Genomic DNA, 25,251 nt, shown 5'->3' on the forward strand with positions numbered 1-25,251 from the left:
GTAAAAAAGAATGATAGCAGTATCATTCAGTGCCATTTAATGAACGTTTACGTTTATTGATTGGTATCTACTTTAGTATTCAATATTAACTTCTGGCGAAGTTAAACTGTCACAAAACAAAGACCCGTTTGGGTTGTATGGTTAAGTGACTAAGCGTACACGGTGGATGCCTTGGCAGTTGGAGGCGATGAAGGACGTATTAACTTGCGATAAGCCTAGTCAAGCTAGTAAAAAGCACTTGAGACTAGGATTTCCGAATGGGGAAACCCACCTGCTTGCAGGTATCGTTAACTGAATACATAGGTTAACGAGGCGAACGCGGAGAACTGAAACATCTAAGTACCCGTAGGAAAAGAAATCAACCGAGATTCCGATAGTAGCGGCGAGCGAAATCGGAACAGCCCTTAAGCTTATTATGTGTTAATGGAAGGCTCTGGAAAGTGCCACGATACAGGGTGATAGTCCCGTACATGAAAACGCATTTTAAGTGAAATCGAGTAGGTCGGAGCACGTGAAACTTTGACTGAATATAGGTGGACCATCATCTAAGGCTAAATACTCCCAACTGACCGATAGTGAACCAGTACCGTGAGGGAAAGGCGAAAAGAACCCCTGTGAGGGGAGTGAAATAGAACCTGAAACCGTGTACGTACAAGCAGTAGGAGCCCACTTGTTGGGTGACTGCGTACCTTTTGTATAATGGGTCAGCGACTTATATTTTGTAGCGAGGTTAACCGATTAGGGTAGCCGTAGGGAAACCGAGTCTTAACTGGGCGAATAGTTGCAAGGTATAGACCCGAAACCCGGTGATCTAGCCATGGGCAGGTTGAAGGTTGAGTAACATCAACTGGAGGACCGAACCCACTAACGTTGAAAAGTTAGGGGATGACCTGTGGTTAGGAGTGAAAGGCTAATCAAACCGGGAGATAGCTGGTTCTCCCCGAAATCTATTTAGGTAGAGCCTCGGACGAATACTTACGGGGGTAGAGCACTGTTAAGGCTAGGGGGTCATCCCGACTTACCAACCCTTTGCAAACTCCGAATACCGTAAAGTAATATCCGGGAGACACACGGCGGGTGCTAACGTCCGTCGTGAAGAGGGAAACAACCCAGACCGCCAGCTAAGGTCCCAAAGTCATAGTTAAGTGGGAAACGATGTGGAAAGGCCCAGACAGCCAGGAGGTTGGCTTAGAAGCAGCCATCCTTTAAAGAAAGCGTAATAGCTCACTGGTCGAGTCGGTCTGCGCGGAAGATGTAACGGGGCTAAACTATGCACCGAAGCTGCGGATTCAAAATTTATTTTGAGTGGTAGGGGAGCGTTCTGTAAGCGGTTGAAGGTGTACCGGGAGGTATGCTGGACGTATCAGAAGTGCGAATGCTGACATGAGTAACGATAATGCGGGTGAAAAACCCGCACGCCGGAAGACCAAGGGTTCCTATCCCATGTTAATCAGGGTAGGGTAAGTCGACCCCTAAGGCGAGGCCGAAAGGCGTAGTCGATGGGAAACGGATTAATATTTCCGTACTTGGTATAATTGCGATGGGGGGACGGAGCAGGCTAAGCAAGCATGGCGATGGTAGTCCATGTGAAAGTGTGTAGGCTAGTGACTTAGGTAAATCCGGGTTGCTGTTAGGCTGAGACACGAGACGAGTCACCAAGGTGATGAAGTTGCTGATGCCATACTTCCAGGAAAAGCCTCTAAGCTTCAGATTATACCGAATCGTACCCCAAACCGACACAGGTGGTCAGGTAGAGAATACTAAGGCGCTTGAGAGAACTCGGGTGAAGGAACTAGGCAAAATCGTACCGTAACTTCGGGAGAAGGTACGCTCCGATTGGTGATGGGACTTGCTCCCTAAGCTGATTGGAGCCGCAGTGACCAGGTGGCTGGGACTGTTTATTAAAAACACAGCACTGTGCAAAATCGCAAGATGACGTATACGGTGTGACACCTGCCCGGTGCCGGAAGGTTAATTGATGGGGTTATCTTCGGAGAAGCTCTTGATCGAAGCCCCGGTAAACGGCGGCCGTAACTATAACGGTCCTAAGGTAGCGAAATTCCTTGTCGGGTAAGTTCCGACCTGCACGAATGGTGTAACCATGGCCACGCTGTCTCCACCCGAGACTCAGTGAAATTGAAATCGCAGTGAAGATGCTGTGTACCCGCGGCTAGACGGAAAGACCCCGTGAACCTTTACTACAGCTTGGCACTGAACATTGAACCTACATGTGTAGGATAGGTGGGAGACTTAGAAGCAGAGACGCTAGTTTTTGTGGAGTCGTCCTTGAAATACCACCCTTGTAGTTTTGATGTTCTAACGTTGGCCCCTGAATCGGGGTTACGGACAGTGCCTGGTGGGTAGTTTGACTGGGGCGGTCTCCTCCCAAAGAGTAACGGAGGAGCACGAAGGTTGGCTAAGTACGGTCGGACATCGTACGGTTAGTGTAATGGTAGAAGCCAGCTTAACTGCGAGACAGACACGTCGAGCAGGTACGAAAGTAGGTCATAGTGATCCGGTGGTTCTGAATGGAAGGGCCATCGCTCAACGGATAAAAGGTACTCCGGGGATAACAGGCTGATACCGCCCAAGAGTTCATATCGACGGCGGTGTTTGGCACCTCGATGTCGGCTCATCACATCCTGGGGCTGAAGTCGGTCCCAAGGGTATGGCTGTTCGCCATTTAAAGTGGTACGCGAGCTGGGTTTAGAACGTCGTGAGACAGTTCGGTCCCTATCTGCCGTGGGCGTTTGAGAATTGAGAGGGGTTGCTCCTAGTACGAGAGGACCGGAGTGAACGAACCGCTGGTGTTCGGGTTGTCATGCCAATGGCATTGCCCGGTAGCTACGTTCGGAACTGATAAGCGCTGAAAGCATCTAAGCGCGAAGCAGGCCTCGAGATGAGTTCTCACTAGACTTTTAAAGTCTCTGAAGGGCCGTTGAAGACTACAACGTTGATAGGCAAGATGTGGAAGTGGTGTGAGCCATTAAGCTAACTTGTACTAATTACCCGTGAGGCTTAACCATACAACACCAAACGCGTTTTATGTGATAGTGAAACAAGCGAAGAAGTTAATATAACTAAAGTAGATACTTGAAGACTTTATTATCAGAAATTCCAAATTTTAGTAAGGTCGATTAAATCGAACTTACACCAAATTTGCTTGGTGACAATAGCGTTTTGGACCCACCTGACCCCATGCCGAACTCAGCAGTGAAACGAAACAGCGCCGATGATAGTGTAGCATTTGTTATGTGAAAGTAGGACATTACCAGGCTCCAAATACAAGAAAGCCCGACTCTAAAGAGCCGGGCTTTTTTACGTCTGCAGAAAAGTAAAAACGTAGGTGAAAGGTAAAAGGCATCAGGTAAAAGGAAAATAATAAGCGCCTAATGCCGACTCTATACATTTGCTATGTGGCTCTCTACCGCTGTGGGCACCACGACACTACCAGGCTCCAAATAAGAGAAAGCCCGATTAGAAATAGTCGGGCTTTTTTACGTCTGCAGAAAAGTGAAAAATAAAGTTGCAAGGTGAAATGCACTAGTTAAAAGGAAAAAATAATAGCCAAAAGCTACCTGCATGCTTTCATTATGGCTCTCAACGCTGTTTTGCCATGCGCTGTTGCTAAGAAGTAGCAAACAGACTCAAATGAGCCGCAGCTTACTTTGAGTTTTTATATTATTAAAGCAAGCTTAACGGTGCTCGTTTCTGAGAAAAATATAATTTTGCTTTGTTAGTGGCTTTGATTTAGGATCAAAACAGTTTAAAACCAAGAATGATTTGCCTGTGTATAGATTATTAATTAGCGCCTTATCCATTTTCTTTTGTGTTTCTGTATCTGCAGTTGAAGTAACTGATCTATATCAAGATATTTTGGTCGTAGAAGATAAATCTCGTGATGCGCGTTTAGACGCTAGTCGCAAAGCGCTTCTTAACGTACTAGTAAAAGTGAGTGGTGATAAAAGTGCAGATGAAAATCAGATAGCACAGCAACGCACCAAAGATATATCTGATTATATGCTTAAATTTGAATACGATGAGCGTATTCCTGGAACGCTTAAGTTACTAGTTAAATTTGAAGCGCGAAAGATCAATGCACTAATAAAAGATCTTAATTTGCCGTTGTGGGGAGCTCAACGCCCACTGGTTGCCATCTGGTTAGGCATTGAAGATAACAGGCAGCGAGAGCTGGTTACTCAAGAGAGTTATCCTCAGTTAGAGCAACTGATTTACGACAAAGCAAGCCGCCGCGGTTTACCGGTTGTTGTGCCTTTACTCGATTTACAAGACAGACGGCTTGTTGGTGTCCCTGAAGTTTGGGGAAATTTTTCTGGGCCTGTAGAAGAGGCATCTAAACGCTACAGTGCTGAGCGCAGTATTACTGCTAGAATGTATCAAGAGTTTAACTCCGATAATTGGGTATTAGATTGGCGTTTTACTAATGACGAAATGTTTGAATCTAACCGAATTATTGGCTATAGACAGCAAATCGTTGCGCAAATGATTGATGATTTAGCGCAAGGTTTAGCTGGCGAATATGCGATCGATCCGAATGCGTATTATGAGCAACGTACTGCCAATTTGACCTTAAAAGGGACAGATAATTTTGTGGATATAGAGTTGGCAAAGCGTCGTCTACTCAACCTAAGTGTTGTCACCCAAGCGGTTATTATACGTAAAACTCCCGATTCGGTTGAGTTTGAGCTTCATCATACGGGGACTGTGAGTGACCTTAAAAAAGCCCTTGGCCTGGATAACGCCTTTAAAGACTATGTTGATCCTCGTGCTTTTTATCACATAGTTGATGAGCAAAGCCTAGAGTATCAATGGGTTGTAAATTAATGCTAACTCAAGAGCCAATACAAATGGCATTGCCGGTTACTTTACCGGACGATGAAACATTTGCATCCTACTTTGGCGGTGAAGACTCACTCGAGGTAAATCATCTCAAAGATAGCTTTTCTAAGCTTGCTCACTCTTTTCAGTATACCTATTTGTGTGGCTTAGGAGATTCTGGTAAATCTCACTTACTATATGCCACTTGTATTCAGGCACAAGAGCGTGGCTTATCTAATATGCTGCTTTCCATGCGCGAGGTCATTCATTTTGGACCAATGGTTTTAGATGGGCTTGAAGCATTGGATGTATTGTGTATTGATGATGTGCACTTGGTAGCAGGCAATGATGCATGGGAAAAAGCGTTATTTAACTTTTTTAATCGCTTTAATGAGCCCAATAAAATGCTGGTAGTGACTGCCGATTTACTGCCTAACATGCTTAATATTAGCTTGCCCGACTTAGAATCCCGTTTAAAGTGGGGCACTACGTTTCAAATTCGTTCTATGAGTGACGATGATAAAGCACAGGCGCTGGTTAAGCGTGCAAATATGCGTGGGCTTGAACTGAGCGATGAATGTGCGCGATTTTTATTAACGCGTTTGAGTCGTGATATGCGTGCTTTATTGGATGTATTAGACAAATTAGATCACGCATCCATGGCTGCACAACGAAAATTGACTATTCCTTTTATAAAATCAACGCTAAAGCTGTAGTAGGTCTAGAATCTAGACCCTGCTTTCAGTTATCATTAGCTAACTAAATTGTAATCACCTTCTGTGAAAGATCAGGTATCGAATGAACTTAGAAAACATATTAGCGCAAGCACTTGAGGCGGTAGCCAGTGCCAGTGAAATCGCGCAGCTAGAAGAGATCAGGGTTAACTATCTTGGTAAAAAAGGCGAAATTACCAGCTTACTTAAAACGTTAGGTAAAATTGCCCCTGAAGAACGTAAAGAAGCAGGCCAAGTAATTAACCAAGCTAAGCAAGACGTGCAAGTTGCGATTAATGACAAGCGTGAATTGTTAGCAAGTAAAGCATTAGAAGAAAAACTAGCAGCAGAAACAATCGATGTAACTTTACCTGGGCGTGTTATGCCATCGGGTGGTTTGCACCCAGTAACTCGCACCATTGAGCGTATTGAAAGCTTCTTTGGTGAACTTGGCTTTGCTGTTAAATCAGGCCCTGAAGTTGAAGATGATTTTCATAACTTTGATGCGTTAAATATACCAGAGCATCACCCAGCTCGCGCCGATCACGATACCTTTTACTTTAATCCTAAGCTGGTTTTACGTACTCAAACCAGTGGTGTACAAATTCGTACTATGGAAACTGAGCAACCGCCACTGCGTATTATTTCGCCAGGGCGTGTATACCGTAATGACTACGACCAAACACACACGCCTATGTTCCATCAGGTGGAAGGGTTGATGGTTGATACTGATGTAAGCTTCACTGAGCTTAAAGGTATTTTACATGACTTTTTACGTAACTTTTTTGAAGAAGACATGGAAATTCGTTTTCGTCCTTCATTCTTCCCGTTTACAGAGCCTTCAGCCGAAGTGGACGTGATGGGTAAAGATGGTAAATGGTTAGAAGTATTAGGCTGCGGCATGGTTCATCCTAACGTACTTAAGTCTGTAGGCATCGATCCTGAAAAATACACAGGTTTCGCTTTTGGTATGGGTGTTGAGCGCTTAACCATGTTGCGTTACGGCGTAAACGATTTACGTGCGTTTTTCGAAAATGACTTAAAATTCCTAAACCAGTTCCGTTAAGAGTGAAGAGATAAAATGAAATTTAGTGAAAAGTGGTTAAGAGAGTGGGTAAATCCTGCAATTGATACGCAAGCTCTTTCGGAACAGCTTTCAATGGCTGGTTTAGAAGTAGATGGCGTTGAGCCGGCAGCAGCCAAATTTAATGGCGTTGTGGTAGGTGAAGTGGTTGAGTGTGGCCAGCACCCTGATGCAGATAAACTACGTGTAACAAAAATTAATGTTGGTGGTGATGAACTGCTTGATATTGTTTGTGGTGCACCAAATTGCCGCCAAGGTATTAAAGTTGCAGTTGCCACTGTTGGCGCAGTGTTACCAGGCGATTTCAAAATTAAAAAAGCCAAACTTCGTGGTCAGCCTTCACACGGCATGTTATGTGCGTTTGATGAGCTAGGTATTAGTGAAGAAGGCGATGGCATTATGGAATTGCCACTTGATGCGCCTATTGGTGCCGATTTACGCGAATATTTAGCGCTTGATGACAACATTATTGACGTAGATTTAACACCTAACCGTGGCGACTGTTTAGGTATTAAAGGGCTTGCCCGCGAAGTCGGCGTACTTAACAGTATTGATGTAAATACATTAAGCATTCCAGCGGTAACCCCGACAATTGAAGACAAAGTATCTATTGAGTTGGTTAACGATGATGCATGTCCTCGCTATTTAGGGCGTGTTATTAAGGGCATTAACCTAGACGCTGAGACGCCATTATGGATGGTTGAAAAGCTACGTCGTAGTGGTGTACGTTCAATTGATCCGGTTGTTGATGTGACTAACTTTGTATTACTAGAGCTTGGCCACCCAATGCATGCATTTGATTTAAATGCGATTGAAGGTGGAATTAAAGTACGTAGTGCAACCCCAGGTGAAGAGCTGGTTTTATTAGACGGTAATACGGCTAAATTAAATGAATCGACATTAGTGATTGCCGATCATCATAAAGCGCTAGCCATTGCTGGTATTTTTGGCGGTGAGCAATCGGGTGTTACTGAAAAAACAGCTGATATTTTACTAGAAAGCGCATTCTTCAACCCAGTGGCTATTGCAGGACAAGCACGCAGCTATGGTTTGCATACTGATGCATCTCATCGCTATGAGCGTGGCGTCGACTTTGCACTACAACACGATGCCATGGAGCGCGCTACAGCGTTACTTCTGGAGATTGTAGGTGGTAACGCAGGTCCAATCGTTGAAGCTGTTGCTGCAGATAAACTACCAAAAGTAACTGAAGTGCGTTTACGTCGTTCACGTTTAGACCGTGTTATTGGTCATCACATTGACGATGCTAAAGTAACCGATATACTTACGCGTTTAGGTCTTGATGTTAAATTTGACAATGATAGCTGGAGCGCTGATGTACCAAGCTACCGTTTTGATATTCGTATTGAAGAAGATTTAATTGAAGAAGTAGCACGTGTATACGGTTACAACAGTATTCCTAATGTTGCACCGACTGCAAAACTTAAAATGACCACACATGATGAGTCAACTGTTGCACTGAGCCGTTTTCGTAATGCGCTAGTAACCCGTGGCTATCAAGAAGCCATTACTTACAGTTTTGTTGATCCTAAAGCGCAAGCTATTTTACACCCTGAGTGTAATGCATTGGTATTGCCGCACCCAATTTCAATTGAAATGTCAGCGATGCGTGTAAGTTTAATGCCTGGCTTATTAGCATCTGTTGCCTATAACCAAAACCGCCAGCAACCACGTATTCGCTTATTTGAACATGGCCTTAAATTTATCAGCGATGAAAGCGCAGAAAATGGCGTTTACCAAGTGCCGGTTATTGGTGGTGTTATTACTGGGCTTGTGCATGGCGAGCATTGGGTTGAAGAAAAACGTAACGTTGATTTTTACGACCTAAAAGGGGATGTTGAAGCATTACTTGCTATTACCAATGATGTTAGCCGCTTTGAAATTAAAGCCGAGCAATCAGATGGGCTTCATCCTGGTCAATCAGCTGTTATTTATGTTGATGGAAAAAAAGTAGGTTTCTTTGGTGCATTACACCCTCAAGCGCAAAAATCGTTAGATATCAATAACGCTACTTTTGTGTTTGAAATTGAAATGTCGGCATTAGAAAAAAGAAATTTACCGCTGGCTGTTGGGGTGTCTAAATTCCCATCAAATCGCCGCGACATCGCTATTTTAGTACAAGACAGCGTTAAAATAGGTGATATTTTAAACGTCATCGGAAAAGTTGGCGGAAATCAATTGGTTGACCTAAACTTATTCGATGTGTATAAGGGCAAAGGTATTGAGCCAAATTATAAGAGTTTGGCGATTGCTCTAACACTGCAAGCGGTTGATAGAACACTCGAAGAGAAAGATATCAATCAGGTAGTTGATAACGTGGTGGCCGCACTGGCCGAACAGTTTAATGCATCGTTGAGGGACTAGATATGGCGCTTACTAAAGCCGACATAGCTGAACACCTATTTGAAAAGCTCGGGATCAATAAAAAAGATGCCAAAGATTTAGTTGAAGCGTTTTTTGAAGAAATCCGCTCAGCGCTTGAAAAAGGCGAGCAGATTAAGCTCTCTGGATTTGGTAACTTTGATCTTCGAGATAAGAAAGAAAGGCCGGGACGTAACCCGAAAACGGGAGAAGATATCCCAATTTCAGCACGTCGCGTGGTTACCTTTAGACCGGGGCAAAAGTTAAAAACCCGTGTCGAAGTAGGCACAAGCAAAAAATAAACAAAAAGGCAGCGTAAGCTGCCTTTTTTGTATCTGTTTTATTATTTCCGGGGGGAAATAAACGTTCCTTGATCTATTTGCTGCAAAGTCTGCTCGGCTAACCTATCTAAACTCTCTAAATTCTTTCCTTGTGCTATTAACTGCTGCTCAATTAACAGTATATCAATATGTTCAATACCAGAGAGCTGAGCTATTTTGGCAAAAATATAAGCATGTTTATATTGTTGATGTTTATAAAACAGGCTGATCAAAGACATATATATTTCAGGGTTCGGTTCATGCTTGGCTTTATTCAGCGCTAGCGTGTTGTATAAAAAATTAATCGCTTTTTCTTCATCAACCTTAATGTAATAAGACGCCAAGTAAAATTGCATCTCAGCACTTTGTTCAACTTCTGCAGTATGTTCTAAAGCGAGCAAACGTGTTAATGCACTTTCGTCATTGTTTCTTGACCAATGATAATAAAGCAAGCCCGGGTGGCTGGTGTGTTTTGTCTGTTGATAAATCCGCGCTATTTCCCTCATGCTCGTTAAATGGGCACGTCGGCGAGCCGTGGTTTTGCTTTTTAGTTTTATGTGCTGAATGTTGGCTGCCAAAGCAATACATTGATTGTAATGCTCAAACGCTTTAAGTAATTGATATTTGTGTTCATCGGTTGGTTGTAAAGATTCAAGGTGACGAGAAAAAATAGTACGTTCTCGCTGCGCTTTACAGTGACTATCTTGGTTAAGATCACTACATATGGCCGGCGATTGAACGCAAATACCTTCAACGGTTAAAGATTCTTCACAGCCTGTAAGCAAAATTGCAAAGGCGAGGGTTATGCGCTTAAAAGCCATCCGAGTCTCTCAAATTATTAGGGTCTGTTGACCTTTCAAGGTTGAATTTGCAGCAGTCTGTTTGGTATTGAGACAAGGCAGAGCCTATGTGGTGTGGTTGTTCCCCATAAATAGGCGATAACGTAGCATCAATGCCAAACAGGCGCTGCCCTTCGGGTTCTGCCTAGGGGCGATTTACTCTTTGTTGCCTACATGGATGTAGGTAAGGGGCGTGAGCAGGACGCGGAAGCTTTGCTCGGTTTTTACTTAGCCCACTAGGTTACAAACCTCGCGCCGTGATTAAATTGTCCCTAGTTTGAACAAATTTTAATCCGCAAAGGTCAACAGACCCTCATATAGTATTATTCTAGCCTAAACTTTAGTCTCTAACAGTAGAGAATAAAATGAGATTAAATTAGAATAGGCCTGCCCGAAGGAATGCGTTGCTCTCAAAATTCGATGCATTCTTAGGCTATCCGTTCAAAATTGTTTAATTAGGTAAAAAAAATGACCTCATCTCACGAGTTAGAATACACAAGTAGCTGGCAAGAACGCCAAGATTACGCAGAAAGCATGCAGCCTATTATTGGTAAATTGTACCGTAATCGTGGTATCGAAATCGCTGTATACGGCCGCCCATTAGTAAATTCAAGCACTATTGATATTATCAAGTCTCACAAATCAGTAGCTCAATTTGAAGGGACTAAACTGCGCCTACGTGAAAGCTTCCCATTCTTAGAAGCTATCAGCAAAATGGAATTAAATTCTGCCCGTATCGATATTGGTAAATTAGCATACAGCTATTTATACACAGATGCAGCGAATGGTCGTTCAGTAGAAGAGTTTGTTAAAGATGAACTTGCTGAAATTGTTGACTCTAAACCAAAAGCACCACGTGACGTTGTACTTTACGGTTTTGGTCGTATCGGTCGCTTATTAGCGCGTTTATTAATTGAAAAATCAGGCCCGTATGCCGATTTAAACCTTCGCGCTATTGTTGTGCGTGGCGGTAAAGATGGCGATTTAGAAAAGCGTGCAAGCTTATTACGTCGTGACTCTATCCATGGTCCATTTAATGGTTCTATCACCATCGATAAAGAGCGTAATGCAATTAAAGCAAACGGTAGCTACATTCAAGTTATCTACGCTAACTCGCCAAGTGAAGTTGATTACAGCGCCTACGGTATCGAAAACGCATTAGTCGTTGATAACACAGGTATCTGGAAAGATGAAGCCGGCCTTGGTCAGCATTTAGAATCTAAAGGGGCTGCAAAAGTATTATTAACAGCGCCTGCTAAAGGTAATATTAAAAATATCGTTTACGGTGTAAACAACCAAGATATTTTACCGGAAGACAAAATTGTCTGTGCAGCAAGTTGTACAACCAATGCAATTACGCCAACACTTAAAGCATTAAACGATCAGTTTGGTATTAAGAATGGTCACGTTGAAACGGTTCACTCGTACACTAATGACCAAAACTTAATTGATAACTACCACAAAGCGGAACGTCGTGGTCGTGCTGCGGCACTAAACATGGTTATCACTGAAACAGGTGCAGCGAAAGCGGTATCTAAAGCATTACCAGAGCTTGAAGGTAAACTAACAGGTAACGCAATCCGTGTACCTACACCAAACGTATCGTTAGCTATCTTAAACTTGAACCTTGAAAAGAGTACAACGGTTGAAGAGCTTAATGCGTTTTTACGTGAAACAGCACTTCACTCAGACCTACGTGATCAAATTGATTACACAGCATCAACTGAAATCGTCTCTACCGATTTAGTGGGTAGCCGTTACGCTGGTGTTGTTGATTCTCAAGCAACGATTGTTGATGATAACCGTGTTGTACTTTACGTATGGTACGACAATGAGTTTGGTTATAGCTGCCAGGTAGTTCGCTGTATGCGCGACATGGCAGAAGTCTCATTCCCAAGTTTACCTCGATAAACACATGAGCAATTAAGAAAAGCCAGCACTTGCTGGCTTTTTTAGGCCTGAATATTTTTAAAGTGTAGCGGTTATGGTACGCTTTATTAAATTGGGTACGCGTTTATACACTTTTAAAGTGCAGTAACACGTATTTACCTCTTGGCTAAATGCCTTAGTCAAAGACACACAGTTAACTAATAGGTTTGTTGTAATGAAAATCAGTAGCAATTTCGACAGTGGTAATATTAAAGTTATTGAAGCCACCGATCCGTTAAATATTCAGCTAGAAATCAATAAAGATCATCAGTCTGAGTTTTATCAGTGGTTTCACTTTCGCCTTGAAACAACGCCTTATCAACTTCATCAGTTAAATATTAATAATCTTGATAAGTCTGCATACCCTGATGGCTGGGTAGACTACCAAGCTGTCGCTTCATACGACCGTCAAACATGGTTCCGTGTACCGTCTTCGTATGAAAATGGCACATTAACATTTGAGCTTGAGCCTGAGTGCAGCAGCGTTTACTTCGCCTACTTTGCTCCTTACAGCTACGATCGTCATTTAGACTTATTAGCATGGGCACAAAGCCAAGAAATTTGCCAACTAGAAACACTAGGCCAAACACTTGATGGGCGTGACATGAGCGTGCTTAAAATTGGTCAGCCAAGCGCCGATAAAAAAGTAATTTGGATCACTGCTCGTCAACACCCAGGTGAAACAATGGCAGAGTGGTTTGTAGAAGGCTTAGTACACAAGCTACTTGATGATGAAGACCCTCATGCAGCAGCGTTACTATCAAAAGCGGTATTTTATATCGTGCCAAACATGAATCCAGATGGCAGTGCACGCGGTCACCTACGCACTAACGCTAAAGGGGTTAACTTAAACCGTGAATGGCAAACACCCAGCATGGAAAACAGCCCAGAAGTTTACTTAGTGCTTAATAAAATGCGCGAAGCCGGCTTAGACATGCACCTAGACATTCATGGTGATGAAGCCATTCCATATAATTTTGTTGCCGGTAGCGAAGGCATACCAAGCTATGATGCACGCCTAAAAGGCTTAGAGGATAGCTTTAAGGCCGCGCTTTTAACTATTACTCCAGAGTTTCAAGATACGCATGGCTACGATAAAGACGAACCAGGTCAAGCTAACCTAACAGTAGGTTCATCAGCGACAGCAGAAGAATTTAAAGCACTAACTTACACAGTTGAAATGCCATTTAAAGATAATAATGACTTACCCGATCCAGATTATGGTTGGTCAGATCGTCGTTCATATCAATTTGGTCAAGATACTTTAGCAGCCATTGTTAATGTTGTAGACAACTTAAGATAAAACGTTTGTTTCAAAGGGTATCAATAAATATTGATACCCTTTTTACTTTTAGCTAAACCAACCGTACCAAAAAATAAGAATCATTTACCCACCACAGCACTAAAACGTTTCAATACACCTTCTCGACAGATTTAATACCATATAGTCTAAATCAATTTGCACTTAGTTAAACGTTGATCTGGAAGGCTCAATATAAATAAACAATAAGTTGTTTTGAAAATTAACTGTTAACAAGGTTGGGTACTTAAGTTAATATCGATTGAACAATAAGAAAAACGGAAAAGATTAACCCCTTATTTCGTAAAGCTTATGACAGGTATTCTGAGTAGCAGAGTATGGTAATTAATAATAATAAATATAACTGTGAGGATGTTCATGGAAGCTTTTGTAAGCGCCGTTAATGATGTTGTTTGGAGTGATGCACTCATCTATTTATGCCTAGGCGCAGGTTTATTTTACTCCGTACTAACTCGATTTGCTCAAGTTAGACATTTTAAAGAAATGTGTAAGCTATTATTTAGCCCTAACACCTCAGAAAAAGGAATTTCATCTTTTCAAGCTCTTGCTGTTTCATTATCTGGCCGAGTAGGGGTTGGTAATATTGCCGGTGTGGCAGCCGCAATTGGTTTTGGAGGCCCTGGCGCTATTTTCTGGATGTGGGTTGTTGCTTTTTTAGGTGCAAGTACTGCATACGCGGAGTCAACATTAGGTCAAATTTATAAGTTAGAAGAAGACGGCCAATACCGCGGTGGTCCAGCGTATTATTTTGATCGTTGTTTAGGGCAAAAGTGGCTGGCTGTATTATTTGCTGTGTCGGCAATTATAGCATGTGGGGTTTTCCTGCCGGGCGTGCAAGCAAATGCTGTGGGCAACGCATTCACTCAAGTATTTGGCAATGGCACTATGGTGTCTACAAGTTTTGGTGACGTAGGTAGTTTTAAACTGGTTGCGTTGGCCATTATTCTAATCGTTTTAGCGTTTATTATCTTTGGTGGTATAAAGCGCATTGCTAATTTTACGCAAATTGTAGTGCCATTTATGGCGCTTGGTTACATCGTATTGGCCTTAATTATCGTATTTTTAAATATAGACAAAGTCCCGGGTATTTTCTCGCTCATTATTGGTGATGCATTTACAGCCCAAGCAGGCTTTGGCGCTGCAATTGGCTGGGGTGTTAAGCGTGGTATCTATTCTAATGAGGCGGGTCAAGGTACAGGTCCTCATGCAGCGGCGGCAGCAGAAGTTGATCACCCTGCACAGCAAGGTTTAGTGCAAGCTTTTTCTGTTTATGTTGATACACTTTTTGTATGTACAGCAACGGCATTAATGATTTTAATGACGCAGCAATACAATGTAGTCGGTACTTTGCCAGAAGGGCAATTCATTATACAAAATGTGGATGCGGCAACTGAAGTGGGATCAGCAGCATTCACCCAAATGGCGTTGTTTAGTGTATTTGGTAGCTTTGGAGAAGCGTTTGTAGGTATCGCTTTATTCTTCTTTGCTTTTACCACCATACTGGCTTATTACTTCATTGCTGAGACAAATATCGCGTACTTAAATCGCTACTTTAAAGGAAGTATTCCGCTTGTAGTGGTAAAACTTATGATTATGTTTATGGTAGCCTACGGCATGGTTAACAGTTCCGGTTATATTTGGACTATTGGCGACATAGGCGTTGGCTTAATGGCGTGGATCAACATATTGGGTATATTAGCCATTTTCTTTGTCGCTAAACCGGCCTTAACATGTTTGAGTGATTATGAAGACCAGAAGAAAAAAGGTGGCCAAATCACATTTGATCCCGTTAAGTTAGGGATTAAAAACGCCACCTTCTGGGAAAAACGTCTTGAAAAGCAATCTAAAGACGCTGAATAAACAGATCCCAATAACCTAATATCATCTATTGGGTTAAATTCAAAAAAGACAAAGAGCAATAAAACAAGTACAATGAAAAGCGCCGAAAGGCGCTTTTTTTATGCGTAGTATGGAGAGAGATGTATGGCGATTATTCGTTGCCCCAAATGTGCAAAATCAATTTCAGATAAACATTCGCAGTGTCCACATTGCCAAAGTAACGTTGCTGAATTAAATGCCGAGCAAGTTCAACAACTTCAACGTGAGCAGCGAATTAAAAAGCAGCAAATGTTTATGAACCACTCCTTTTTAGCGCTGATCTTATTTTTAGGTGGCTTCTTTTGTTTGTACTTCCTACAACCTCAAGAAAAAACACTTCAGTGGTATGCGTATACCTCGGCCATTGGCATTGGCTGTATTTGGTACCTTATTAACCGTATTATTTTAGTGACTCTGAAAAAGAAAAAATGACATGAATATTGACAACCTAGTACAGAATATTACTCCAGAATTATTTGAGCGCTTACAGTATGGCGCGGCAACGGGAAAGTGGCCAGATGGCACGCCTTTATCAGATGAGCAAAAGCAACAAACAGTGCAACTAGTGATGTTGTACCAAGCAAAAGTAGCACAATCAAACGAGCAGTTTACCATTGGTGCAAATGGAGAAATGATCCAAAAAACCAAAGCGCAACTACAAAAAGAATTCAAATCAGATAACGAAATAGCTAGGTTCAGTGAAAATGATCTTTAAACACCTTTTTACACCAAAATGGAAACACCCAAAGCAACAAGTTCGTTTAGATGCGATTGAAAAACTTGATGTGGCACGTGACGTAACAATTTTAAGCACCTTAGCCCTTGAAGACTCATCGGCTGAAATTCGTCGTAAAGCACTGCAAAAAGTAAACGACTTACCACTGTGGTGGAAAGCTTACAAACAAGATCAGGCATTGAAAGATGTTGCTGAACAACAAATCTCATCGGCTGTATTAAACAGTGAAAGTAGCTTGTCGGCGCAGATTAAAAATGAGTACATTGAACGCTTTGCACCGGTTAAAACCCTTGAAAAACTAGCATTTGCTGAAAAAGAACTGCAAGTGAGAGTTAAGCTATTAAAACGCCTAGCTAACCCTAAACTGATTGAAAAAGCCTTTAAAGAAGCAAATGAAGAGCTGCAAAAACAGTTAGTTGATTTAGTCATTACTCAGCAGTTAACTAAAGCACTGTTAAAGCATGCTCAAGGTGAAGCCAAAGTTGCGCTAGAAAGTCATCTTGAAAACGAGCGTTTAGCGCTTGAAATGCCATCGCAAGTTGAAAACGCAACCCGTGTTATTTTAGCCAAGCTTAATGCACTTCGTGATAAAAATGACTACGCTATTGTTGACCCACAAGCTGCAGAACTCATGGCGCAGTGGCAAGCTCTTGAATTAAAATGGCTAAGTGAAGAACATGTAAAAACCCTTGATGCTAAATATATATCAATTACCGATAAGCTTGATGCTCACATTGCCACATTAAAAGCGCAACATGAAATAGAGCAGCAACGTTTAGCGCAGCAACAGCGCCAAGTCTTAGCATTAGCTACGTTAGAAGCATTAAGTGAAGAAATTGAAAATGCATTGCAACTTGGATTAGAAACCCCAGAGCAAATTCAGCAAGATTGGCTTAATGCAAAAGTAGCACAAGCAAAAGACACACTAGATAAAACGCAATTGATGGCTGATCAGCAATCAAAACAAGTGATTAATAAGCTTGAGCAACTATTTTTACAAGTAGCCAAGTTACCTGAGCTAACTACGGCGATTAAAGAATATAAAATTGCCTACAGTACGCTTATTGAAATAAAACCTGCAGAGCAACTTAGCGATTACGATCAACAACTAAGTGCCTTTAATCACACATTTAAAGAGGCACGCAGCCATTTAGATGTACTTAGCAATGATTTACAAGCGTCATTTAAAACCCAACTTAATGCGCATAAAAAGCAATTTTTAGCTGCAATGAGCGAACTCACTAAGCTGCTTGAAAAAACCCAGAGCCAAGCTAAACGCAAGGCACGTGATGTAAAACGTTTAATTGAAGAAGGGCGCTTTAACGTTGCATTTGGTGTATTTAAAGGCTTCGAAGAGTTATTTAATGCCCTAACTGAAAAGTATCAACAGCCGCTGGTTAACTTAAAAGCAGACCTAGAAGCGCAATTAGCCGATGCTAAAGATTGGCAAAAATATGCGGCCGCACCAAAACGTGCAGCACTTTTAGAAGAAGTAACAGCGTTAGTTGATGAGCCGTGTAACGATCCACAACAGCGTGCTGATCAAGTTAAAGTACTTCGCAAGCGTTGGAACGAGCTAGGACGCCTTGATACAGAGCAAGAGAAACAACAGGGCAACGAGTTCGATGAAAAAATTGAGCTTTTATTTGCCCCTTGTCGCAGCTACTTCGCTGAGCAAGAAGTGCAACGTGAAGCAGCAAAAGCAGAGCGCGAGCAATTGATTGCTGATATGCATGCATTGCATTTACAAGCAACTGATACGGCTGATTTAGATTGGAAACAACTAGAAAGTCACTATAACCGTTTGCAAAAGGCATGGCGAAGTGTGGGTAAAGTTGACCCGAAAACATACCGCGTATTAAACGAGCGTTATAAGGCAGAGCAGCAACAGGTTGTAGCGTCACTTAACGCGTTTCATAAAGGCAATGCCGCACTTAAAAATGAGCTCGTTGAACAAGCACAGCAATTATCACAAAGCGATAATTTAGCAGACGCTTGCCAACAGCTAAAGCAGTTACAGCAACAGTGGCAAACCATAGGGTTTGCAGGCTTAAAAGCTGAAAATGCATTGTGGCAAAAATTTCGTCAGTTTAATGATGCAACTTTCACTAAACGAAGCGAAGAGTTTGAACAGCAAAAGCGCGAACAAAGTGAGTCAGATAAGCTGGCAACAACTGAGCTGAATGAGCTTGAAGCAGCATTAAATAGTGTTGAAGGTAAAGCCCAATTACTTGATTTGCAAACCAAAGTTAAAGGGTATAAACAGTTTAAATCGTTAACCCCTAAAGTGTCTGCTTTGTTATCAGCCATAGATGAAAAGCTGACAGGGTTAGCGGCTAAAAATGAGCAAGCTAATTTAGATGCTTTATTTGTTGCACTTGAGAACAACGAGCCAGTCCCGAGTCAATTTAATGGTGCAGTTAAAACAGCATTGAGCTGTGAGCAGCTGTTAACGCGTATGGAAATACTTGCGAGCGTAAGTTCGCAAAACTCATCGCAAAGAATGGTAGAGCAAGTAGCTATGCTTGATGATAAGCACCGTGGCGAACACGCTGATTTAAATTATTATTTAAAGCAGTTATTAGCACTCAGTGAGGGTTCAGTCACAGCTGACACACTAGCAAGGTTAAAAGTTATTTTTGCTGTAAATTAAGCGCAATCACTTTTATCAACTAAAATGAAAAAGCCGCTATTAAAGCGGCTTTTTGTTATGGTTACTTACTGCCTATACGATTAACCAATAGGGTTTTGCATGAAAATTTTTGTTTTTATTTCACTACTATTTTTAACTGCCTGTAACAGTACGCAGGGTATTTCGGTTTATTCATTTACAAATTCAGAGGTTGAGTCGTTACTAAATAAAGAGTTACCTAAATTAAGTGAAAAAGTTAGCCTGATGGGCTTACCTGTGCAGTTTGATGTGAATGATTTAAGCGTTAATATTGGCCCAGATAATAGTGATTATGTTTTATTAGGTGCAGATTCTAGCGCCGAGATTAATGCTTTTGCATTAAAGTACCCAGTGCGCTTAAAGCTGCAAATACAGGGCACTCCTTTTTATGACAGCGAGAAAAAAGCGGTATTTTTACGTAATGTTAAGTTACTCGACTCAAGCATTGATCCCGGTGGCTTTAAAGGTAATTTAGAAGTGCTGGATAACGAGGCCATGGATGTAATGAATGCTTTTTTAGCCGTTAACCCCGTTTATAAGTTAAATATGAACGATCCTAAAATGGCATTATTAAGTAATTTACCTTTAGATTTAAAAGTAGTAGAAGGCGCTATTAAGCTAGTCCCTCGGTTATAATTTAGATCCAATAGGCGTAATAAAACGTATTAGTTGACCTTATTATTAATAGATTAGGTTAATTATGGCTAATGAGCGATCCGTTCCCACATCTCGACTTTCACGTTTTGCAAAGTTAGGCTCATTAGCCACTGGCGTCGCCACGAATATGTTAGTGGGCGGGGCTAAAAGTGCGCTTTCTGGTAAAGGCTGGGATAATAAAAGCTTATTGCTTCAGCCTAAAAATATTGAAAACCTAGCCACTCAACTCTCACACCTGCGCGGTGCGGCAATGAAGCTTGGGCAGCTGCTTTCAATGGATGCTGGCGACTTACTAACCCCCGAACTTGCTCAATTGCTGTCTTTATTGCGCTCAGATGCCAACCCGATGCCACACAAACAACTGGTTAGTGTTTTAAAAGAGCAATGGGGAGAGGATTGGTTATCGCGTTTTTCTCATATTGAGCTCAGGCCGTTTGCGGCGGCGTCCATTGGCCAGGTTCATTTAGCTTATAAAGAAAATGGCGCGCAACTGGCAGTTAAAATTCAATACCCTGGAATCGCAAAAAGTGTAGTGAATGACGTAGATAACGTGATCACTTTACTTACTTTATCGCGGTTATTACCTAAAGAGCTGGATATTAAACCCCTAGTGGCTGAAGCCAAGGCACAGCTATTAGCAGAGGCCGACTACACTCGAGAAGCTGAATATTTATCACGTTACAAAAATCTGTTAGCAAATAACGCGCATTTCAAAGTCCCTAGCGTGTATCCCCAGCACAGTACTGCGCAAGTGCTAACCATGGAGTATGTAGATGCCAAGCCTATAGAGGGCATTACATATTTACCACAATCAGAGCGAAGCCGAGTTGCTGAACAACTGATTGATTTATTTTTTAAAGAAATGTTTGTCTTTAATTTAATCCAAACCGACCCTAACTTTGCAAATTTTCATTACCAACCTGAATCACAAAAAATAGTATTATTTGACTTTGGTGCCACACGAGAAATTACCCCAGCACTAAGTAATGCCTATCTAGCTTTATTTAAAGCTGGTAGTAATAACGATCGTGAAGGGGTGCTCAATGCCGCCACCGATATTGGCTATTTTAAAGATTCCCTCAAAGACAATTACAAAGAAAAAGTGATTGATTTATTTTTAATGGCCTGCGAGCCACTGCGCTATAACGGCGAGTTTGATTTTAAAAATAGCGCGCTTGCTAGCAATATTAAAGATGCAGGCTTGCAGTTAAGCGCACAGTCGCAGCAATGGCATACGCCTCCTGTTGATGCGTTGTTTATTCACCGTAAGCTAGCGGGCTTGTATTTAATCGCAGCACGGCTAGAAGCAAAAATAGATATTAAGGCATTATTTAGCCATTACTAGGTGCTAAAGCAAGAGAGAATTGGCATAATACTCGCGATATTTCGCGAGGTCTGCAATGATAAAAAACTTTTTAAACGATCCTACTTTATTACTTAATGCGGTAGGTGAGGGCATATATGGATTTGATTTATCTGGTAATGCGGTGTTTGTAAACCCAGCGGCAGAGCGAATGACGGGTTGGACAGCCGATGAATTGCTGGGTAAAAAAATACATCAATATCATCATCACAGTCATGCAGATGGCACGCCTTACCCTGCCGATGAATGCCAAATTTACTGCACCATGTTTGATGGCAAACGCCGCGAGGTTAAAAACGAAGTATTTTGGCGTAAAGATGGCAGCGCCTTTGCTGTTGAATATACCTCCACGCCTGTTTATAAAAATAGCCAGCTTATTGGTGCCGTGGCCGTTTTTCGCGATATATCAGCGCAGCAGCGAACCCAAACCGCGCTCCAAGATGCTTTAGCGCAAGTAAAGCATTTAAGCGAGCAGCTCAAAGATGAAAACGACTACCTTACTGCCGAGCTAAATCAAGATTGGCAAGACTCGGGGCTAGTAGGGCGCAGTGATGTATTTCAACGTATGTTGCAGCAAATACAGTTAGTGAGCGAAACCGACAGTACGGTGTTGATACTTGGCGAAAACGGTACTGGCAAAGAGCTGGTGGCGCGTAACTTACATAGATTAAGCAAGCGCAATGAGCAGGCGTTTATAAAAGTTAATTGTGCGGCGTTTACCCCTAGCTTATTAGAATCGGAGTTGTTTGGACACGAACGAGGCTCGTTTACCGGCGCAAATGAGCGACGTAAAGGGCGTTTTGAACTTGCTGATAAGGGCACTTTATTTTTAGATGAAGTGGCAGAGCTGCCGTTAGAGTCACAAAGTAAATTATTACGAGTATTACAAGAGCGCGAATTTGAGCGAGTAGGGGGCAGCCAAACTCTAAAAGTCGATATTCGTATCATTGCTGCAACCAATCGTAACTTGTGGGAAATGGTACAAGCAGGGCAGTTTAGAATGGACTTATACTACCGTTTGAACGTGTTTCCTATCAAAGTGCCAGCACTAAAAGAGCGAAAAGAAGATATACCTTTTTTATGTCAAAACTTAATTGCTCAAATAAACAAGCGGCTAGGTAAGCAATTACAGGGGTTAAGTAAGAAAGCTATTAGGCAACTACAAGCCTATGACTGGCCAGGCAATATCAGAGAGCTGCAAAACGTGTTAGAGAGAGAAGCTATTTTATCTACACAGCCCACACTGCAGTTAAGTCAGCCGCTAAAAGCCGGTGATGCGAATGCCGTTAACCCAACGCTTACACTGGATGAGGCGCAAAGACAGCATATTATCTCCGTACTGATGTTATGTAACTGGAAAATTGCAGGCGAACAAGGCGCGGCAAATAAGCTGGGCTTACCTGAGAGTACGCTTCGCTCAAAAATGCGAAAATTGGCAGTGCAACGCACACGTTAACTCGCGATATATCGTGCATGTCGTTAAATGTCGCGAATTTTCGCTTGGGTAGTATATGTAAAATTAATTAATATCAATAAGTTAAATTAACTTTCACTGTGGTCTGAAAGTTGCAAAATCGTACTTAATACCCGTCACTATTAAGTAAGTAACATGAAGTTTGATATTAAAGAAGAAGACATGATCATTAAGCCCTACAAAGAAGAAGGGCCAATTTATATACGCGAGCAAAAAGGGTTTTTTCAGCGTATACGCCGTAATTTAGGTTGGCTGCTAATGCTCAGCTTTATCGCCATTCCTTGGATTCAATATAACGGTCAGCAAGCGGTTTTATTGGATGTTGCCACCCAAAAGTTTACTATTTTTGGCCTAACCTTACTACCTCAAGACTTTATGATTCTCGCCATGCTATTTATGGTGGGGGCGTTTGCGTTATTTTTTGTGACCAATTGGCTTGGCCGTGTGTGGTGCGGCTATACTTGCCCGCAAACAATTTGGATGTTGATGTTCTCTTGGGTGGAGCAACGTATTGAGGGAACGCGTAACCAGCGTATTAAGCTTGATAAAAGCCCATGGGATATTACCAAGTGGCGTAAAAAAATTACTAAGCACAGTGCATGGCTGGTTATTTCACTCTTAACTGCCACTTCTTTTTTAGCGTATTTTATTCCAGCTAAAACCTTATACCTAGAAATGGTTAATTTTGAATGGTCTGGAATTACCAGTTTTTGGGTGTTTTTATTTGCGTTTTGTACCTATGGCAACGCAGGTTTCTTACGAGAAAAAATGTGCACAGTGGCGTGTCCGTATTCGCGCTTTCAATCAGTGATGTTTGATAAAGACACGCTGGTGGTAACCTATGATAGCGAACGAGGTGAAAACCGCGGTCCACGTAAACGTAAAGCCGATCCTAATGCGCTTAATTTAGGTGACTGTGTAGACTGTAACTTATGTGTTGAAGTATGTCCTGCTGGGATTGATATTCGCAATGGACTGCAATATGAATGTATTAACTGTGGCTTATGTATTGATGCCTGTGACGATACCATGGATAAGTTTGGCTACGAAAAAGGCTTAATTAAATACGCCAGTGAAAAGCAAATGGCGGGGCAAAAAACTAATCCATTTAGGCTCAAGTTAGTGGGCTATGGCGCTTTAACTGCGCTGTTAATTATTTCTATGTTTGCTTGGATGCTACAACGTACGCCTATCGAAGCCTCTGTGCTTAGAGACAGAAACGCACTGTATCGGGTAAATTATGAAGGGTTAGTCGAAAACCCTTATACACTCACCATCATTAACAAAACGCAGCAACCTTTGCATTATTCTATTTCAATTAGTGGGTTAGAAGGTGCGAGCTTGCAAAGTCCTAACGCCGTGTTGGTAGAGCCAGGGTTGATGAAAAGTGTTCCTGTAACGGTTACTGCCGATGGATATGATATACCCACGAAGGTGAGTAAGCTGAAGTTTAAAATCACCGCACAAGAGGACAATAGTATTTCAATTACTAAAGAGAGTCAGTTTTATAAAAACTAGCCCATTTGGTTTTTCGTTGACTATACCTCGGTCGTGTAATTGATTTACTCGGCTGAGGTAAGCTGACTTTTTATAAATGCCTTAGCGCTTGGCAAGTCATCAAACAAGCATTCTTGTAAATAAGCGTCACGACCTGAGCTGTGCATAATACGTTGTAGTTGCCTTATGGCAATGGGAGAGGTGAGTATAAAGGCACTCATTATGCAATTATTTATCCCCATTGTTTGGCTAACATCGATCATATTTTTTTCAGCGTCAGGGGTGGCGGCCACAACGTCGGGCGAATGGCTAATATAGCCCCAAGGTTGATGTTTAAACGTTGTAATGGTGTCTAACAGAGCGGCTTTAAAGTGATTTAATAACTCAGGGTTTAAGTTGCCTTTAAATTGGGCAATAACAATATTTCCCTCAACATAAAAACTGTAACTGCCGTAATTATTTTTAAATTCCAATAGCCGCTCCTTTGTCTGCACCTTACTATGTGCTGATGAATACCATAACTATTACTTATTAATAATGTAGTCCAACGCACCCGAAATTGCCGCAACTTGCGCTAATATGCACTCTTCAGGGTTGGCCGTTGCACTATCTGGGTAAACTTCAGTGGTTGTAACGTAGGTTGCATCAGATAACCCCATGCATAAACCTAACTCTTTTGCTGCATAGTTTACTACCCCAAATTGTTCTTGAGGTACACCAATTAATTGTTTATTTTCATCGCTTGGAGCGATGTGTGTGACCTTTTCAACACATTCAATAATAGCTTTTTGAAAAGCAGGCTCTGGTTTGTTGCTGTCAGCGACTAAATAAAAACCGTCTGGTATATTCCAATTAGTATTTATTTTACCTTCGCGCGCTGCAAGTGCAGGGCGAAATTCACTGTTATCTGAATCAGTGGTTTCATGCAAATCGATATGCGCGATTAAATCAGTATTTAAAGATTGCACATAATTCATTACCAATGCAGATTCTTGCGCTGGGCTGCCTTCATAAAAAGAACGGTTTGGATCAATTGCCTCTGGGTTCCAGCGGTTTATTGTTTCATAACCCCATGGGCTAATGCAGGGAGTAATCACCAGATTAAATTTCTCTGCGTATTGAGTTGCCAATGTTTTTGCAAACCTTAACGCACCGTGTACTCCGCTGGTTTCGTAGCCATGTACGCCGCCAGTGATTAGCACTGTGTGTTTATTTTTATCAAAGTGTTGGGTTTTTAATGCAAACAAAGGGTAACTGTTTTGAGCATAATTAAGTTCACCATATTGATCTACAACAAGCGTATCTTTTAGCTCATTAATTAGCGTTAATACTTCATCGTTATAACTACGTTTAATTTTCTGGGCTTCAAGCCATTGGAGTTTATGATTGTTATTCCACTTTTCACCAGGGTTGCCAATAGGGTAGGTACTGTTATTCATATTAAACCTTTACGTTGAATTATCTCTGCGGGCTATAGAGCACATAGACCATAATGACGAAAATAAAGCGTTAGCTTAACGCTGACTAAAATAGCGCGCAAGTATATGC

Annotated in this window: 18 protein-coding genes and 2 rRNA genes; 17 read left to right on the forward strand and 3 right to left on the reverse strand. The window is 41.8% G+C overall.

Annotated features, from left to right (window positions below):
• Positions 1-139: 139 nt before the first annotated feature.
• The 7 genes from PSM_RS05610 to ihfA all read left to right on the forward strand — a co-directional run bounded on the left by PSM_RS05610 (position 140) and on the right by ihfA (position 9,320).
• Positions 140-3,026 (forward strand): 23S ribosomal RNA (locus PSM_RS05610).
• A 136-nt stretch (positions 3,027-3,162) separates the two neighbouring features.
• Positions 3,163-3,277, forward strand: a 5S ribosomal RNA gene (gene rrf, locus PSM_RS05615).
• 512 nt (positions 3,278-3,789) lie between these two features.
• The gene (locus PSM_RS05620; RefSeq protein ID WP_013464598.1) at positions 3,790-4,845 is read left to right on the forward strand and encodes a DUF2066 domain-containing protein; all 1,056 of its coding nucleotides are present in this window, start codon (positions 3,790-3,792) and stop codon (positions 4,843-4,845) included.
• The gene (hda, locus tag PSM_RS05625) at positions 4,845-5,555 is read left to right on the forward strand and encodes a DnaA inactivator Hda (RefSeq protein ID WP_024603126.1); all 711 of its coding nucleotides are present in this window, start codon (positions 4,845-4,847) and stop codon (positions 5,553-5,555) included. The genes PSM_RS05620 and hda overlap by 1 nt, the downstream gene beginning before the upstream one ends.
• Before the next feature lie 82 nt (positions 5,556-5,637).
• Positions 5,638-6,618 carry a phenylalanine--tRNA ligase subunit alpha gene (gene pheS / locus PSM_RS05630; protein ID WP_013464600.1) on the forward strand — a complete coding sequence of 327 codons (981 nt, stop codon included), beginning with the start codon at positions 5,638-5,640 and terminating at the stop codon, positions 6,616-6,618.
• Between the two features lie 15 nt (positions 6,619-6,633).
• Entirely contained in the window at positions 6,634-9,021 is a 2,388-nt protein-coding gene (pheT, locus tag PSM_RS05635; RefSeq protein ID WP_013464601.1) for a phenylalanine--tRNA ligase subunit beta, read from the forward strand.
• Between the two features lie 2 nt (positions 9,022-9,023).
• Positions 9,024-9,320, forward strand: a complete 297-nt coding sequence (gene ihfA / locus PSM_RS05640) for an integration host factor subunit alpha (RefSeq protein ID WP_008114070.1) — start codon at positions 9,024-9,026, stop codon at positions 9,318-9,320.
• Positions 9,321-9,361: 41 nt separating this feature from the next.
• On the opposite strand, the gene PSM_RS05645 is transcribed toward ihfA, so the two are convergent.
• The gene (locus tag PSM_RS05645; protein WP_013464602.1) at positions 9,362-10,159 is read right to left on the reverse strand and encodes a DUF2989 domain-containing protein; all 798 of its coding nucleotides are present in this window, start codon (positions 10,157-10,159) and stop codon (positions 9,362-9,364) included.
• A gap of 486 nt (positions 10,160-10,645) precedes the next feature.
• Between PSM_RS05645 and PSM_RS05650 the strand changes: the two genes are divergently transcribed.
• The 10 genes from PSM_RS05650 to ccoG all read left to right on the forward strand — a co-directional run bounded on the left by PSM_RS05650 (position 10,646) and on the right by ccoG (position 23,724).
• Positions 10,646-12,088 carry a glyceraldehyde-3-phosphate dehydrogenase gene (locus PSM_RS05650; protein ID WP_013464603.1) on the forward strand — a complete coding sequence of 481 codons (1,443 nt, stop codon included), beginning with the start codon at positions 10,646-10,648 and terminating at the stop codon, positions 12,086-12,088.
• 193 nt (positions 12,089-12,281) lie between these two features.
• The gene (locus PSM_RS05655) at positions 12,282-13,409 is read left to right on the forward strand and encodes a M14 family metallopeptidase (RefSeq protein ID WP_013464604.1); all 1,128 of its coding nucleotides are present in this window, start codon (positions 12,282-12,284) and stop codon (positions 13,407-13,409) included.
• 375 nt (positions 13,410-13,784) lie between these two features.
• The gene (locus PSM_RS05660) at positions 13,785-15,287 is read left to right on the forward strand and encodes an alanine/glycine:cation symporter family protein (protein ID WP_013464605.1); all 1,503 of its coding nucleotides are present in this window, start codon (positions 13,785-13,787) and stop codon (positions 15,285-15,287) included.
• A gap of 123 nt (positions 15,288-15,410) precedes the next feature.
• Positions 15,411-15,737: a hypothetical protein gene (locus PSM_RS05665; protein WP_013464606.1), complete on the forward strand. Its 327-nt coding sequence runs from the start codon at positions 15,411-15,413 to the stop codon at positions 15,735-15,737.
• Between the two features lies 1 nt (position 15,738).
• Complete coding sequence (locus tag PSM_RS05670) at positions 15,739-16,020, forward strand: YeaC family protein (RefSeq protein WP_013464607.1); 282 nt, start codon at positions 15,739-15,741, stop codon at positions 16,018-16,020.
• The gene (locus PSM_RS05675; RefSeq protein WP_013464608.1) at positions 16,010-18,694 is read left to right on the forward strand and encodes a DUF349 domain-containing protein; all 2,685 of its coding nucleotides are present in this window, start codon (positions 16,010-16,012) and stop codon (positions 18,692-18,694) included. Before PSM_RS05670 ends, PSM_RS05675 begins: the two co-directional genes overlap by 11 nt.
• A gap of 99 nt (positions 18,695-18,793) precedes the next feature.
• On the forward strand, positions 18,794-19,348 hold the full coding sequence (locus PSM_RS05680) for a DUF1439 domain-containing protein (protein ID WP_013464609.1): 555 nt from the start codon (positions 18,794-18,796) through the stop codon (positions 19,346-19,348).
• A gap of 64 nt (positions 19,349-19,412) precedes the next feature.
• Positions 19,413-20,714: an ABC1 kinase family protein gene (locus PSM_RS05685; RefSeq protein WP_013464610.1), complete on the forward strand. Its 1,302-nt coding sequence runs from the start codon at positions 19,413-19,415 to the stop codon at positions 20,712-20,714.
• Positions 20,715-20,769: 55 nt separating this feature from the next.
• Positions 20,770-22,188, forward strand: coding sequence for a sigma-54 interaction domain-containing protein (locus tag PSM_RS05690; protein ID WP_013464611.1), 1,419 nt, complete (start codon positions 20,770-20,772; stop codon positions 22,186-22,188).
• Between the two features lie 153 nt (positions 22,189-22,341).
• The gene (ccoG, locus tag PSM_RS05695) at positions 22,342-23,724 is read left to right on the forward strand and encodes a cytochrome c oxidase accessory protein CcoG (RefSeq protein WP_016899754.1); all 1,383 of its coding nucleotides are present in this window, start codon (positions 22,342-22,344) and stop codon (positions 23,722-23,724) included.
• A gap of 44 nt (positions 23,725-23,768) precedes the next feature.
• On the opposite strand, the gene PSM_RS05700 is transcribed toward ccoG, so the two are convergent.
• Together PSM_RS05700 and PSM_RS05705 are read right to left on the reverse strand one after the other, a co-directional pair.
• Entirely contained in the window at positions 23,769-24,176 is a 408-nt protein-coding gene (locus tag PSM_RS05700; RefSeq protein WP_013464613.1) for a hypothetical protein, read from the reverse strand.
• 51 nt (positions 24,177-24,227) lie between these two features.
• Complete coding sequence (locus tag PSM_RS05705) at positions 24,228-25,142, reverse strand: M14 family metallopeptidase (protein WP_013464614.1); 915 nt, start codon at positions 25,140-25,142, stop codon at positions 24,228-24,230.
• Positions 25,143-25,251 lie beyond the last annotated feature (109 nt).

This window comes from Pseudoalteromonas sp. SM9913, assembly GCF_000184065.1.
In the GTDB taxonomy this organism is placed as follows: Bacteria; Pseudomonadota; Gammaproteobacteria; order Enterobacterales; family Alteromonadaceae; genus Pseudoalteromonas; species Pseudoalteromonas tetraodonis.